Here is a 14,381-nt window from a genome sequence, read left to right on the forward strand (position 1 = left end):
GGCCCGCCGATGTCCGGACCGCATTGGTACGGTGGGGCCGTGACGCCAGCAGCAGGGGACGACGAGGACGTGTACGCGACGTCCGACGCTGCCTGGCTGACCGAGACGACCGCGCTCGACGAGGACGCCGACAGGGCCGACGAGGACGCGGAAGACGACGACGAGACGGCCGGGGACGACGCGGCCGAGGACGACACGGGGGACAGCGATGCGCACCACCGCCCTGGACAGGACGGTATGAGCGACCACACGACGACGTCGGAGGGGGAGACGGCGGCGGACGAGCGCGTCGAGGAGACCGGCGTGCTGCCGGCCGCCGCCCCGACGAGCACGACGAGCACGTCGAAGAAGCCGCGCGTCAAGCGCCCAGGTCGCGCGACACGCCCGCAGGGCGCCGCGGCGACGAACGCGGCCGCGGCGAGGAACGCGTCCGCGGCGACGAACGCGGACGCGACGGACGCGACGACGAACGCGGCCGCCGCGCCGCAGGCGGACGCTGCCATCGCCTCCGAGCCGACCACGGACGCTCCGCAGGCCGACGACCGGACGGAGGACGAGCCTCCCGTCCGGACCAAGCCAGCACCGAAGAAGCGGACACCCGCTGCCAAGCGGGGTGCGGCCGCGACCGCCCAGCAGCCGGTCGTGCTCCGGGCCAGCGGCCTCGTGAAGCGGTACGGGCAGACGCTCGCCGTGGACGAGGTCGACCTCGAGATCCGCCAGGGCTCCCTGTTCGGCGTCGTCGGCCCGAACGGTGCCGGCAAGACCACCACCCTGTCGATGCTCACCGGACTCCTGCGTCCGGACGCCGGCACGGCGACCGTGCTGGACCACGACGTCTGGGCCGACCCGGCTGCCGCCAAACGCAGCATGGGAGTCCTGCCCGACCGACTGCGCCTGTTCGACCGGCTCACCGGCGCGCAGCTGCTCTTCTACTCGGCGACGCTCCGTGGACTCGACGGCAAGACCGCCCGGTCGAGGAGCGCCGACCTGGCGGAGGCGTTCGGCCTCGGCGACGCGCTCGGCCGGCCCGTCGCGGACTACTCGGTCGGCATGGCGAAGAAGATCGCGCTGGCCGCGACCCTGATCCACTCCCCGCGCGTGCTCGTGCTCGACGAACCGTTCGAGTCCGTCGACCCGGTGAGCGCGACCACCATCACGGAGATCCTCCGGCGCTACACGCAGGGCGGCGGCACCGTCGTGCTGTCGAGCCACTCGATGGAGCTCGTGCAGCGCACGTGCGACTCGGTGGCCATCATCGTCGGCGGCAAGGTGCTCGCATCGGGCACCATGGCGCAGGTCCGTGGGCGCAAGAGCCTCGAGGACAAGTTCGTCGAACTCGCGGGTGGCCGCGTCGTCGCGGAGAGCATGGAATGGTTGCACAGCTTCTCCGGCTGAGGGCCGACCTGCTCGCGGGGGAGATCCGCGGGGGAGCCCGACGCTCCGTGCTCGTCGTCCTCGGGAGCCTCGCCGGCCTCGTCGCTGCCGTCCTCGTCGCCGTGGCGATCACCGCGCTGCGCTCCGCCGATGCCGAGGCGGCGCGCGCCGTCATCGTGCCGGTGGGGACCCTCATCACCGTCGGCTTCACGATCATCCCGCTCGCGGTCGGCGGCGCGGACCAGTTCGACCCGCGGCGCTTCGCGGTGTTCGGCGTGACCAGGAAGGACCTGGCGATCGGCCTCGGCGTCGCCGGGCTCGTCGGGGTCCCGGTGGTCGGCGTCGCGATCGTCGCCGTCTCCCAGTCGGTCGCGTGGATGCGGGGCGCCGGCACCGGCGTGCTCGGTGTCCTCACCGCGCTGGTCGTCGTCGCCACGTGCGGGTTGCTCGTCCGCGTCGGCTGCACCGTGGGCTCGTGGCTGCTCGGATCGCACCGCCCGACCCGGGACGCCGGCTGGCTCGTGGCCCTCGTGGTCGTCGTGCTGCTCATCCCGACGGTGTCGCTCCTGGTGGGCGCCGACTGGCTCGACCCGGAGAGCGCCGAGCTGCAGCGCATCGCCGAAATCTCGGGGTGGACGCCGTGGGGCGCGGCGTGGGCGGTGCCGGCAGACGTCGCGACCGGCCACGTCGGCGCTGGCATCGCGAAGCTGGTGCTCGCGCTGGTGGTCCTCGGGCTCCTCGCATGGGCCTGGTGGGGACTCGTCGGCCGCATGCTCGTGACCGTCGACGACCGGACGACGGTGCGTCGCTACCGCACGCTCGGCTGGTTCGACCGGCTCGGCGCGACGCCCGCCGGCGCAGTGGCCGCCCGCGCGCTGACGTACTGGGGCCGCGACCCGCGCTACCGGACCTCGTACCTGATCCTCCTGTTCGTGCCGATCGTCGTCGTGCCGCTCGGCGTCGCCGGTGTCCCGTGGCACTGGACCGCGCTGATCCCGCTGCCGCTCATGGCGGTGATCGCCGGGTTCCTGCCGCACAACGACGTCTCGTACGACAACACCGCGGTGTGGTTGCACGTCGCGTCGGGGGCTCCTGGATGGAGCGACCGACTCGGCCGCCTCACCCCGGTGCTGGCGGTCGGCGTGCCGGTGATCGTCGCCGGTTCGGCGGTGTCGGCGTGGTTGTTCGGTGACTGGATGGCGTTCCCGGTGCTCGTCGGGGTCTGCGTGTCCGCGTTGTTCGCGGGACTCGGGATCTCCAGCGTGGTATCCGTGCTGCTGCCGTACCCGACCGTACGACCCGGGGACCGTCCGTTCCATCAGCCCCAGGCCGCCGGCGTCGTGTCGACGGTGTCGCAGTCGTCGACGATCATCGGCATCGTGCTGTGCTCGGTCCCGGCCGGACGGCTGGCGGTGCTCGCGCTGACGGACGGTGCGGAGCCGTGGGCGATGCTGACACTCGTCGTCGGAGCGGCGGTCGGCGTCGTGGTGCTCGGGGTCGGGGTGCTCCTCGGCGGGCGGTTGTTCGACCGGCACGGTCCGGACCTGCTGGCGGCGGCGCAGCGCAACTAGCGGCCGACGCGACGAATCGTCGCCCGGGCGACCATCGTCGCCCGCGCGACCACACGACGGCCTGGAGGCTCGTGGCGGCCCTGCAACGAGCCTCCAGGCCGTCGTGTGGTGAGCGGACCTGCGGAGTGAGCGGGAGACGTCTCGTGCGGACACGACGTACCCTTGTCCCATGAGCATGACGGAACCGGGTGGCGGCGGACTCGACGTGATGGACCGCGAGCTCGAGAAGCTCCTCGAAGAAGAGGCGATCGAGCCGGGCGACCACGAGCGGTTCTCGCACTACGTCAAGAAGGACAAGATCCTGCAGTCCGCCCTGAGCGGCAAGCCGGTCAAGGCACTCTGCGGCAAGAAGTGGATCCCCGGGCGCGACCCGGAGAAGTTCCCGGTCTGCCCGGACTGCAAGGCCATCTACGAGAAGATGAAGGACGAGTAGTCCTCAGACGATCAGCGTCGGGATCGCCGCGTCACCGCGACCGATCCTGGCCGCATCGGCCGGCAGCTCCGCCTTGGCACCTCGGTGGTGCGCCCGTGCCGCCTCGACCCCGCGGACCCCGAGGAAGGCAGGGTCGACCTCGCCGTTGGTGACGACCGGCACCATGAGCGCACGTTCGTCGGAGCCGACGGCACCGGAGGTGTGTACGACCTCGGCGGTCGCGATCCCGTTGCGGAGGCGTCGGCCGGCTTCCTTCCGGCCGCCGACGGACGCCTTGTCCGCGGACTTCTTCGCGACCGGCACCCATTCCTCGCCGCCGGTGCGGTGTGCGACGAGCTTGAACACCATGCTCGCCGCCGGGTGTCCCGACCCGGAGACGACCGACGTGCCGACGCCGTAGGAGTCGACGGGTGCGGCCCGGAGCGCGGCGATCGTGTACTCGTCGAGGTCGTTCGTCACCGTGATCTTGGTGTTCGTCGCCCCGAGGCGGTCGAGCTGCGCGCGGACGCTCGCCACGACCGAGGGCAGGTCGCCGCTGTCGATCCGGACGGCACCGAGCCGACCGTTCGTCAGGCGGACCGCCGTGTCGACCGCGGCCTCGATGTCGTACGTGTCGACGAGCAGGGTGGTGCCGTCGCCGAGCGCGTCGAGCTGCGAGCGGAACGCGGCCTCTTCGGAGTCGTGCAACAGCGTGAACGCGTGCGCCGCGGTGCCCATGGTCGGGATGCCCCAGGTGCGCCCCGCCTCGAGGTTGCTCGTCGCGCCGAACCCGGCGATGTAGGCGGCGCGGGCGGCTGCGACCGCGTTCCACTCGCCGGTCCGGCGGGAGCCCATCTCGGCGAGGGGCCGGTGGTCGGCGGCCGACACCATGCGGGCGGCCGCGGAGGCGATCGCGGAGTCGGCGTTGAACGTCGACAGCGCGAGGGTCTCCAGCACGACCGCCTCGGCGAAGGTGCCCTCGATCTGCAGCACGGGGGAGTTGGGGAAGAAGATCTCGCCTTCCCGGTACGCCCGGATGTCGCCTGTGAACCGGTAGCCGGCCAGCCAGCTCGCGGTGTCGCCGTCGATCACGCCGCGGTCCCGCAGGAACCCGATCTCCTCGTCGCCGAACCGGAAGTCCGCCAGCGCCGTGAGGAACCGCCCGAGCCCCGCCGCGACGCCGTACCGGCGCCCGTCCGGCAGTCGCCTGGTGAAGACCTCGAAGACGCAGCGTCGGTCGGCGGTGCCGTCCTTCAGGGCCGCGTCGACCATGGTGAGTTCGTACTGGTCCGTCAGGAGCGCGCTGGTCACCTCAACGACACTAGTCACCCTGTCGTCCGTGCCGGTCAGGAGGCTCGGATTGCGTCGAGCCGTCGGCTCGCGTCGGTACGCTGGTCCCGTGACGGATGCACCGATCGGAGTCTTCGACAGCGGCGTCGGTGGGCTGACGGTCGCCCGCGCGATCATCGACCAGCTGCCGCGGGAGAGCATCCGCTACGTCGGCGACACCGTGCACTCGCCGTACGGCCCGAAGCCGATCGCCGACGTCCGCCGGTACGCGCTCGAGGTGATGGACGACCTCGTCGCGCAGGGTGTGAAGGCCCTGGTCATCGCGTGCAACACCGCGTCCTCTGCGGTGCTCCGCGACGCCCGCGAGCGGTACGAGCAGGCGTACGGCATCCCCGTCGTCGAGGTGATCCAGCCCGCCGCCCGCGCCGCCGTCAAGCAGACCAGGACCGGTCGCATCGGCGTGATCGGGACGGTCGGCACCATCGCCTCCCGCTCGTACGAGGACGCCTTCGCCGTCGCGTCCGACATCACGCTCACCCTCGCCGCCTGCCCGCGCTTCGTCGAGTTCGTCGAGGCCGGCGACACCTCGTCCCCGGAGCTCCGCGACGTCGCTGCCGGGTACCTCGCGCCGATCCGCGCCGCCGACGTCGACACGCTCGTCCTCGGCTGCACGCACTACCCGCTGATGTCCGCGGCGATCCAGTACGTGATGGGGCCGGACGTCACCCTGGTGTCGAGCGCCGAGGAGACCGCGAACGACGTCTACCGTCGACTCGTCGAGCACGGACTCGAACGCACCACGACCGCTCCGCCGACGTACTCGTTCGAGGCGACGGGCGACGACCAGGCCGGGTTCATCCGGCTCGCACGCCGGTTCCTCGGACCAGAGGTATCCCGCGTCGGCCACCTCCAGACAGGGGCGATCACGCTGCCCCGCACCGAAAGGACACCATGACCACCCGCATCGACGGTCGCGCGACGACCGAACACCGCCCCGTCACGATCGAACGCGGCTGGAGCGCCCAGGCCGAGGGCAGCGCGCTCATCTCCTTCGGCAACACGAAGGTGCTGTGCACCGCGTCGTTCACGAACGGCGTCCCGCGGTGGATGGCCGGCAAGGGCACCGGCTGGGTCACCGCCGAGTACTCGATGCTGCCGCGCTCCACGAACGAGCGCATGCAGCGCGAGTCCATCAAGGGCAAGGTCGGCGGTCGCACGCACGAGATCTCCCGGCTCATCGGCCGGTCGCTCCGTGCCGTCGTGGACATGAAGGGCCTCGGCGAGAACACGCTCGTCCTGGACTGCGACGTGCTCCAGGCCGACGGCGGCACGCGCACCGCGTCGATCACGGGCGCCTACGTCGCGATGGCCGACGCGATCGAGTGGGGCCGTGACAAGGGCTTCATCGCGAAGAAGGCCACGCCCCTGACCGACAGCGTGCAGGCCATCTCCGTGGGGATCGTCAAGGGCGAGCCGATGCTCGACCTCGCCTACACCGAGGACTCGAACGCGGACACCGACATGAACATCGTCACGACCGGGTCCGGCAAGTTCATCGAGGTGCAGGGCACCGCCGAGCACGCGCCCTTCGACCGCGACGAGCTGAACGTCCTGCTCGACCTCGGTCTCGCGGGCAACGCGTCGCTCGCGGGCATCCAGCGGTCCGCCCTGGGGCTCGCATGACGGGCACCGTCGTCCTCGCGACCCACAACCAGGGCAAGGTCGTCGAGCTGCGTGAGATCCTCGGCGCGGCCCTCGGCGGCGTCGAGCTCGTCGGGTACGACGGGCCGGAGCCGGTCGAGGACGGCGACACGTACGCCGCGAACGCGCTGATCAAGGCGCGGGCGGCCGTCGCGCACACCGGGCTGCCGGCGCTCGCCGACGACTCGGGCATCGCTGTCGACGTGCTCGACGGCGCCCCCGGCATCCACTCGGCGCGGTACGCCGGAACCCGGGTGGACGCCGACAACATCGCGTTGCTGCTGACGAACCTCGAGGGCGTCGTGGAGCGGACCGCGGCGTTCGTCTGCGCCGCCGCGTTCGTGACGCCCGACGGCCAGGAGCACGTCGTCGAGGCGGTCTGGAACGGGGAGGTGCTGACGTCGCCTCAGGGCTCCGGCGGCCACGGGTACGACCCGATCTTCAAGCCGGACGACGCGGATCGATCGTCCGCACAGCTCACGCGCGAGGAGAAGAACGCGCTGAGCCACCGGTCGAAGGCGTTCCGCGGGATCGCCCCGATCGTGCGCGAGTACTTCGGCGCGTAGCCCGGGCAGCGGGCAGCGGGCAGCGGGCGGGGCTACTCCGCGGTCGGCTGCTCCTGCTCGGCCTTCTTCGCCTTGCGGGCGTTGCGGATGTAGGTCAGCGCCATCGGCACCACGGTGACGAGCACCGCCGCGATGAGGATCAGGTCGATGTAGTTCCGCACGAGGTCGGCGACGAACGGGATGTACCCGAGGAAGTACCCGAGGAACGTCACCCCGACGCCCCAGATGACGGCACCGATCGCGTTGTACAGCGAGTACTTCTTGTAGTTCATGCGCCCGACGCCCGCGGCGATCGGCAGGAAGGTCCGCACGACCGGCACGAAGCGCGCCAGGATGACCGCGAGGGGCCCGAAGCGGTGGAAGAACGCGTTGGTGCGGTCGACGTTCTCTTTCGAGAACAGACCGCTCTCCTTGCGCTCGAAGATCGGTGGCCCGGCCTTCTTGCCGATGTAGTAGCCGAGCTCGCCACCGAGGAACGCCGCCGCGCCGATCATCAGCGCCGCCACCCAGATCGGGATGCCGCCGATGGCGCCGCCGCGGTCGAAGGCGAAGAGCCCGGTAATGACGAGCAGGCTGTCGCCGGGGAAGATGAACCCGATCAGCAGGCCGGTCTCGGCGAAGATGATGGCGCACACGACGAGCACGGCGACGGCCCCGAAGTGGTCGAGGATGTACTGCGGATCCAGCCAGGGGATCAGGGCGAGTGCGACGGAGTGCATGCTTCTTCCGGTCGTGCGTGCGCGAGGACGGGAAGGTCACCCGCACGACGAGGGTACCGTGCGGGTGTGACGGGGACGTCCCTCTGCGGATGGAGATGCGCGGGCGCGCATCGGACGGTGCGGAAGGAGGGACTCGAACCCTCACGCCTGGGGCACAGGAACCTAAATCCTGCGTGTCTACCGATTCCACCACTCCCGCGAGCAACCGACAGCGTACCCGGCCCCGTGCGCACCGGCCCCGTGCGGACCGGCCCCGCTCAACGCAGGCGTCGGGGCAGGTACCGCGGGACGTACCGCAGCAGGACGCCGGCGCCGACGAGCCCGAGCACGCCCATCACCCCGCTGGCGATCGCGATCGACGCCACCGCGGTGATCCCGGAGATGAGGAGCGGTGCCGCCGCCTGCCCGAAGTCGCCGGTGAAGCGCCACGCGCCGAGGAACGGCGCCGGGTGGTCCCGCGGCGCCAGGTCCGCGCCGAGTGTCATCAGGATCCCGGAGCCCACCCCGTTCGCCAGGGACATCGCCATCGCGACCGCGACGAACCAGCCGACCCTGGCGTCGAGGTGGTCGCTCCACGCGAGGAGGAAGTAGCAGATGCTCAGGCCGAGCATGCAGGGGAGTGCGCTCGCGAGCCGCCCCCAGCGGTCCATGATCTGGCCGCTCGTGTAGAAGAGTGCGAAGTCGACGGCCCCCGCGATGCCGATGACGAGCGCTGCCGTGGAGTCGTTCAACCCGACGCTGACCGCCCAGAGCGGCAGGATCACCTGGCGCCCGGCGCGCATCGCCCCGATCAGCCCGGCGCCGCTACCGAGTCGCAGCAGGACGCGGTGGTGCTCGCGGATGGTCCGGAACAGTCCGTGGGACTCCTCCTTGACGAACTCCTCGCCTTCGAGCGTGGCCGGTTCGTCCGCACGGGAGGCTCGGCTCGGCCTGCGCAGACCGCGCACGCCCGTCGCGGGGTCGCGGAGGACGAGGAGGGTCACCGCCGCCGCGAGGCAGCAGACGATGTGGATCCAGAAGGCGCTCTGGGTGGTGCCGGTGAGGTGGACGACGCCGGCGGCGATGAACGGCCCGACGAAGTAGCCGAAGCGGAAGACCCCGCCGAGGCTGGACAGGGCTCGTGCCCGGATCGCCAGAGGGATCGCCGTGGTCATGTAGGCGTGCCTGGCCAGGGCGAACACGGCAGTCGAGACCCCGACGAGGAAGACGCCGACGGCCAGCACGACGGGGTTCGGCGCGACGACGCACACGGTCAGCCCGAGCATCGAGACGACCGCGGCGCCGATCATCGCGTTCCGCTCACCGATGCGCGCGACGACCACGCCGGACGGCACGTCGCCGATGAGCTCGCCGACGAGGATGAGGGACGCCACGAACCCGGCGATCGCCAGGCTCGCACCGAGGGAGTTCGCGGCGATCGGGATGATCGGGATGATCGCGCCCTCACCGATCGCGAAGAGCGCAGCGGGGAGGAACCCGGACAGCAGCACGGCCCGGAAGTCGAAGGGCGGGGGCTCTGGGGTGGTCGTCATCGCGACTCCAACGCTACGCCCGGGGCGGAGTTACCCTTGACGCATGCGTGTTCTGGCGGCGATGAGTGGTGGAGTCGACTCGGCGGTGGCCGCCGCCAGGGCGGTCGACGCCGGGCACGACGTCGTCGGGGTCCACCTGGCCCTGAGCCGGATGCCGGGGACCTTGCGGACCGGGAGTCGCGGCTGCTGCACCATCGAGGACTCGATGGACGCCCAGCGTGCCGCGTCCGCACTCGGGATCCCGTACTACGTGTGGGACTTCTCGGCGCGGTTCAAGGAGGACGTGGTCGACGACTTCGTGGCCGAGTACCAGGCCGGTCGCACGCCGAACCCCTGCATGCGGTGCAACGAGCGGATCAAGTTCGCGGCGCTCCTCGAGAAGGCGCTCGCGCTCGGGTTCGACGCCGTCTGCACCGGCCACTACGCGTCGATCGTGACGGGTGCCGACGGCGCGCGTGAGCTGCACCGCTCGGCCGCGTGGGCGAAGGACCAGTCGTACGTGCTCGGCGTCCTCACCGCCGAGCAGCTCCAGCACGCGATGTTCCCACTCGGGGCGACCCCGTCGAAGGACGAGGTCCGGGCCGAGGCCGCTGCACGCGGACTCACGGTCGCGCAGAAGCCGGACTCGTACGACATCTGCTTCATCCCGGACGGCGACACGCGCGGCTGGCTCGCCGACCGCGTGGGGACCGCCCCCGGCGACGTCGTCGAGCGGGACGGCACGGTCGTCGGTTCCCACGACGGAGCGACCGGGTTCACCGTCGGGCAGCGGCGCGGGCTGGCGCTCGGGCGTCCGGCGCCGGACGGCAAGCCGCGGTTCGTGCTGGAGATCCGTCCGAAGGACAACACCGTCGTCGTCGGGCCCAAGGAGGCGCTCGACGTCACCTCGATGTCGGGCTCCCGCTTCACGTGGGCAGGGACGGCTCCCGCCGACCCGTCCGTGCCGTTCGCGTGCGACGTGCAGATCCGCGCGCACGCCGACCCGGTGCCCGCGACCGCACGGGTCTCCGACGGGGTGCTGGTCATCGACGTCGACGAGCCGCTCTCGGGTGTGGCACCCGGGCAGACCGCTGTGGTCTACGTCGGGACCCGGGTGCTCGGCCAGTGCACGATCGACGAGACGGTCAGCGCCGTCCCCGTCGACGCCTGACGCCTGACTCCGGGGGTCGGTGGTCCACGGTAGAACTGTGGGTATGAGCGAGACCGACGCCACGTTCGAGACCATCGACCCTGCCGCGCTGGACGCCGCCCAGGCGGGGCGAGAGGTGGACCGGCTGCGCTCGACGATCAACGAGCTCCGCCACGGCTACTACGAGGAGAACGGCTCCACCGCCTCGGACGCCGAGTACGACGCACTGGTGCACCGGCTGGACGCGATCGAGCGGCGCTTCCCCGAACTCCTCACCGAGGACAGCCCGACGCAGACCGTCGGCGGCCAGGCGGAGACGACGCAGTTCGCGCCGGTCGAGCACGCCGAGCGGATGCTGAGCCTCGACAACGTCTTCAGCCCCGAAGAACTCACCGACTGGGCGATCAAGGTCCAGCGTGACGCCGGGTCCGAGCGCGTGCGGTTCCTGACCGAGCTGAAGATCGACGGCCTCGCGATCAACCTCCGCTACGAGAACGGGCGGCTCGTGACCGCTGCGACGCGTGGCGACGGCGTCGTCGGGGAAGACGTCACGGGCAACGTCCGCACGATGGGCACCATCCCGGATCGGTTGACGGGTACCGGTCACCCGCCCCTGGTGGAGGTCCGCGGCGAGATCTTCTTCCCGGTGGAGCAGTTCGACGAGCTGAACGCCAAGCAGCGCGATGCGGGCGAGCGCGTCTTCGCCAACCCGCGCAACGCCGCTGCCGGTTCCCTCCGCCAGAAGGAAGAGGGCAAGTCACCGGCGAAGCGCGAGCTCATGGTGGACCGGCTCCGACGGCTCCGGATGCTCGTGCACGGCATCGGCGCGTGGCCCGTGGGTGAGCTCGAGCGCGACACCGACGTCCGTTCCCAGTCCGAGGTCTACGAGCTGCTGCACTCGTGGGGGCTGCCGACGGGGACGCACCACCGGGTGTTCGACTCCATCGACGAGGTCCTGGGGTTCGTCAAGGACTACGGCGAGCGTCGAGCGTCGGTGGAACACCAGATCGACGGCATCGTCATCAAGGTCGACGACCTCGGCCTGCACGAGGAACTGGGGTCGACGTCCCGTGCGCCCCGGTGGGCCATCGCGTACAAGTACCCGCCCGAAGAAGTGCACACGAAGCTCCTCGACGTGGTCGTCAGCGTCGGACGCACCGGCCGCGCCACGCCGTTCGCGGTGATGGCCCCGGCCGAGGTCGCCGGATCCGTCGTCCGGCAGGCCACGCTGCACAACCAGCAGGTGGTCAAGGCGAAGGGCGTCCTGATCGGCGACACCGTCGTCCTCCGCAAGGCCGGTGACGTCATCCCCGAGGTGCTCGGCCCGGTCGTGGAACTCCGCGACGGCTCCGAGCGCGAGTTCGTGATGCCGACGGCCTGCCCCGAGTGCGGCACCACGCTCGCCCCGGCGAAGGAAGGCGACATCGACCTCCGGTGCCCGAACGCCGAGAGCTGCCCAGCGCAGGTCCGGGGGCGGGTCGAGCACATCGCGTCCCGTGGCTCGCTCGACATCGAGGGCCTCGGCGAGGTCGCGGCGGCAGCCCTGACGCAGCCGCTGGTCCCGGAGACGCCGCCCCTCGTGACCGAGGCCGGTCTGTTCGACCTGACGATGGAGGACATCGTCCCGATCGAGGTGATCGTCCGCGACGCCGAGACCGGCATGGAGAAGACGGAGGAAGACGCCGACGCTCCCGGAGGGTTCAGCCCGAAGCGTGTGACGCCGTTCAGCCGTGCCCGCAAGAAGACCGACCCGCCGTTCGACCCGGATGCCCGCGGCGCGGACTACACCGGCGAGCCCAGCCGGTACCCGTCGAAGAACGCGTTCGAGATGCTCGCGAACATCGACGCCGCCAAGACCAAGCCGCTCTGGCGGATCATGGTCGGCCTGAGCATCCGGCACGTCGGTCCGGTCGCCGCCCGGGCACTGGCGAACCACTTCGGGTCGCTCGACGCCATCCGGAACGCCTCCCGCGAGGAACTGGCAGCGGTGGACGGCGTCGGCGGCATCATCGCCGACGCCTTGCTCGCCTGGTTCGAGGTCGACTGGCACCGTGAGGTCATCGACCGGTGGACCGCCGCCGGCGTGCAGTTCACGACGCCCGGGCACCCGGGACCGGGTGCCGCCGACACCGAGGGCGGGGTGCTGAGCGGGCTGACGGTGGTCGCGACCGGATCGCTGGAGGGGTACAGCCGGGAAGGCGCGCAGGAAGCGATCATCGCCGCCGGAGGCAAGGCCGCGTCGAGCGTGAGCAAGAAGACGGACTTCGTGGCAGCTGGTCCCGGTGCCGGCTCGAAGCTGACGAAGGCCGAGCAGCTCGGCGTGCGGATCATCGACGCCGAGCAGTTCAAAGTCCTCGTGACCGAGGGGCCCGCGGCGCTCCCGGAACCGCAGGAGGCAGCAGCCGAGGACTGACCCGTGCACGTGAGCACGTGTGCGGTCCGCACGCACGGCACGCCGCGCCGTCGGTCTGAACCCAGTTCAGGGGGCAAGTTGCAGCGGACATGACCGGTTCCCGGCCGTTTTCCTTACACTCGACAGAGCATCACCTGTCGTCTGCAGGGGGACGATGGGATGGCCTTCCCGGGGGAGACCGGTATTGCTGCTCCTCGCCGCCGCACTGCTCACCGCCTCGATGCACTCCCTCGGAGTGGTCGAGTCGCCCGTCGCGCCCGCGGCCTCGAGTGCCGTCGCCGTCTCGACCGCCGCAGTCGTCCACGACACGGGGCAGACCGCAGCACCGGTCATGACCGGGGGACAGATCGGGATCGGCGACCTGCGTTCGGACCGTGGTCGCGCCTTCCTCGACGACCTCGCCACGGCGTCTCCGGCCGTGCTCGCGACGGCCGATCGTGACGACCGGGTCGTGGCGACCGCGATGGACGCCCCGCCGACGGCCGCTGAGGTCCACACCTGGTGGTCCGGCCTCGACACCGCCGAGCAGGTGCGGCTGCTGCACGGTGCGCCCGTCGTCGTCGGCAACCTCGACGGGGTGCCGTACGCCGTCCGTGACCGGGCGAACCGGGCGGTGCTCGCGGCGGAGAGCGCGGACCGCCGGACCCCGTCAGGCGAAGCCGCGATGCTCGGGCAGGTCCGCGAGTCGCTGGCCCGCGACGCCGACGGACCCCGCAAGTCCCTCATCACGCTCGACACGCGGGGTTCCGGGCGTGCGGCCATCGCGCTCGGCGACCTCGCCACCGCTGCGGACGTCACCGTGGTGGTCCCCGGGATGTTCTTCACCGTCACCGGACAGATGGTCGACTTCACCGCGACCGCCGGGGACCTGTACGACGAGCAGGCGACGCTGTCGCCGGTCGCGGCACCGGCGCCGGGGACCGGGATCGCGGTCGTGGCGTGGATGGGGTACCGGACGCCGGACCTGTCGAACATCCTGTCCCTGGACCTCGCGAGGACCGGCGCCGGGCGACTCGAGCGGACCGTCGACGGCATCCGCCAGATCCGCGACGGCGCAGAACCACGGCTCGGCATCGTCGCCCACTCCTACGGCTCGACGACCGCGCTGATGGCACTGTCCTCCGGTCGGATGCACGCCGACAGCCTGACGGTGCTGGGGTCCCCGGGGAGCGACGTGACGAGCGCCTCGGAACTGGCGGTCGCCGCGGGCGAGGTGTTCGTCGGGGGAGCGCACTGGGATCCCATCGCCGGGTCCGGCTACTTCGGCACCGACCCCGGCGCCGCCGACTTCGGCTCGACCGTGCTCGACCTCGCCGGCGGGATCGACCCGGCGGACGCGGACGACGTGTTCCGGCGACCGGTCGGGCACAACGACTACCTGAAGCCCGGGACGGCGTCGTTGCACGACGTCGCGCTCATCGCCGTGGGACGCGGCGACCTGGTGCGCGACCAGGTGCAGCGCGGCAACGGCCGCGGGGAGGGCACCGTGCGGGCGTCGCCGGACATGTTCCTCGTCCGCCCGCAGGACCTGCAGCCCCGCGACTGACGCGAGCGGGCGGTGATGCCGCCCACGGTGGTGGACGTGACCCGATCGTGACCGGACGTGCGGGGCGGACGCGATCCGAGCCTCCAGGCCGATCCAGGCCGATCCGGGCCGCACCTGCTGGACAACCT

Annotated in this window: 12 protein-coding genes and 1 tRNA gene; 9 read left to right on the forward strand and 4 right to left on the reverse strand. The window is 71.4% G+C overall.

Features of this window, described 5'->3' with window-relative positions; all coding sequences use genetic code 11:
- Nucleotides 1-39: 39 nt before the first annotated feature.
- From ACIPJ2_RS12740 to ACIPJ2_RS12750, 3 genes are all read left to right on the forward strand, one after another.
- Entirely contained in the window at nucleotides 40-1,395 is a 1,356-nt protein-coding gene (locus tag ACIPJ2_RS12740) for an ABC transporter ATP-binding protein (RefSeq protein ID WP_402729124.1), read from the forward strand.
- Complete coding sequence (locus tag ACIPJ2_RS12745; RefSeq protein ID WP_402729125.1) at nucleotides 1,371-2,945, forward strand: ABC transporter permease; 1,575 nt, start codon at nucleotides 1,371-1,373, stop codon at nucleotides 2,943-2,945. Before ACIPJ2_RS12740 ends, ACIPJ2_RS12745 begins: the two co-directional genes overlap by 25 nt.
- Nucleotides 2,946-3,114: 169 nt before the next feature.
- Nucleotides 3,115-3,378, forward strand: coding sequence for a DUF3039 domain-containing protein (locus ACIPJ2_RS12750; protein ID WP_281267244.1), 264 nt, complete (start codon nucleotides 3,115-3,117; stop codon nucleotides 3,376-3,378).
- 3 nt (nucleotides 3,379-3,381) lie between these two features.
- On the opposite strand, the gene ACIPJ2_RS12755 is transcribed toward ACIPJ2_RS12750, so the two are convergent.
- Nucleotides 3,382-4,668, reverse strand: coding sequence for a nicotinate phosphoribosyltransferase (locus ACIPJ2_RS12755; RefSeq protein ID WP_402729126.1), 1,287 nt, complete (start codon nucleotides 4,666-4,668; stop codon nucleotides 3,382-3,384).
- A gap of 88 nt (nucleotides 4,669-4,756) precedes the next feature.
- Between ACIPJ2_RS12755 and murI the strand changes: the two genes are divergently transcribed.
- Genes murI through rdgB form a run of 3 tightly spaced genes read left to right on the forward strand, consistent with a single transcriptional unit; the run spans nucleotide 4,757 to nucleotide 6,914 of the window.
- The gene (gene murI / locus ACIPJ2_RS12760) at nucleotides 4,757-5,602 is read left to right on the forward strand and encodes a glutamate racemase (protein WP_402729127.1); all 846 of its coding nucleotides are present in this window, start codon (nucleotides 4,757-4,759) and stop codon (nucleotides 5,600-5,602) included.
- Entirely contained in the window at nucleotides 5,599-6,330 is a 732-nt protein-coding gene (rph, locus tag ACIPJ2_RS12765) for a ribonuclease PH (protein ID WP_281267247.1), read from the forward strand. The genes murI and rph overlap by 4 nt, the downstream gene beginning before the upstream one ends.
- Complete coding sequence (gene rdgB, locus ACIPJ2_RS12770) at nucleotides 6,327-6,914, forward strand: RdgB/HAM1 family non-canonical purine NTP pyrophosphatase (protein WP_402729128.1); 588 nt, start codon at nucleotides 6,327-6,329, stop codon at nucleotides 6,912-6,914. The genes rph and rdgB overlap by 4 nt, the downstream gene beginning before the upstream one ends.
- A 32-nt stretch (nucleotides 6,915-6,946) precedes the next feature.
- Here rdgB and ACIPJ2_RS12775 read toward each other — a convergent pair whose 3' ends face one another.
- The 3 genes from ACIPJ2_RS12775 to ACIPJ2_RS12785 all read right to left on the reverse strand — a co-directional run bounded on the left by ACIPJ2_RS12775 (nucleotide 6,947) and on the right by ACIPJ2_RS12785 (nucleotide 9,165).
- The gene (locus ACIPJ2_RS12775; RefSeq protein WP_281267249.1) at nucleotides 6,947-7,633 is read right to left on the reverse strand and encodes a DedA family protein; all 687 of its coding nucleotides are present in this window, start codon (nucleotides 7,631-7,633) and stop codon (nucleotides 6,947-6,949) included.
- A 118-nt stretch (nucleotides 7,634-7,751) separates the two neighbouring features.
- Nucleotides 7,752-7,832, reverse strand: a tRNA-Leu gene (locus tag ACIPJ2_RS12780).
- Nucleotides 7,833-7,890: 58 nt separating this feature from the next.
- Complete coding sequence (locus tag ACIPJ2_RS12785; RefSeq protein WP_402729129.1) at nucleotides 7,891-9,165, reverse strand: MFS transporter; 1,275 nt, start codon at nucleotides 9,163-9,165, stop codon at nucleotides 7,891-7,893.
- Between the two features lie 43 nt (nucleotides 9,166-9,208).
- Between ACIPJ2_RS12785 and mnmA the strand changes: the two genes are divergently transcribed.
- From mnmA to ACIPJ2_RS12800, 3 genes are all read left to right on the forward strand, one after another.
- Nucleotides 9,209-10,315, forward strand: a complete 1,107-nt coding sequence (gene mnmA / locus ACIPJ2_RS12790) for a tRNA 2-thiouridine(34) synthase MnmA (RefSeq protein ID WP_402729130.1) — start codon at nucleotides 9,209-9,211, stop codon at nucleotides 10,313-10,315.
- A 43-nt stretch (nucleotides 10,316-10,358) separates the two neighbouring features.
- On the forward strand, nucleotides 10,359-12,707 hold the full coding sequence (gene ligA, locus ACIPJ2_RS12795; protein WP_402729131.1) for an NAD-dependent DNA ligase LigA: 2,349 nt from the start codon (nucleotides 10,359-10,361) through the stop codon (nucleotides 12,705-12,707).
- A gap of 184 nt (nucleotides 12,708-12,891) precedes the next feature.
- Entirely contained in the window at nucleotides 12,892-14,253 is a 1,362-nt protein-coding gene (locus tag ACIPJ2_RS12800; RefSeq protein ID WP_402729132.1) for an alpha/beta hydrolase, read from the forward strand.
- Nucleotides 14,254-14,381: the final 128 nt, after the last annotated feature.

Origin of the sequence: Curtobacterium sp. NPDC090217 (assembly GCF_044746705.1) — a bacterium.
Lineage (GTDB): Bacteria > Actinomycetota > Actinomycetes > Actinomycetales > Microbacteriaceae > Curtobacterium.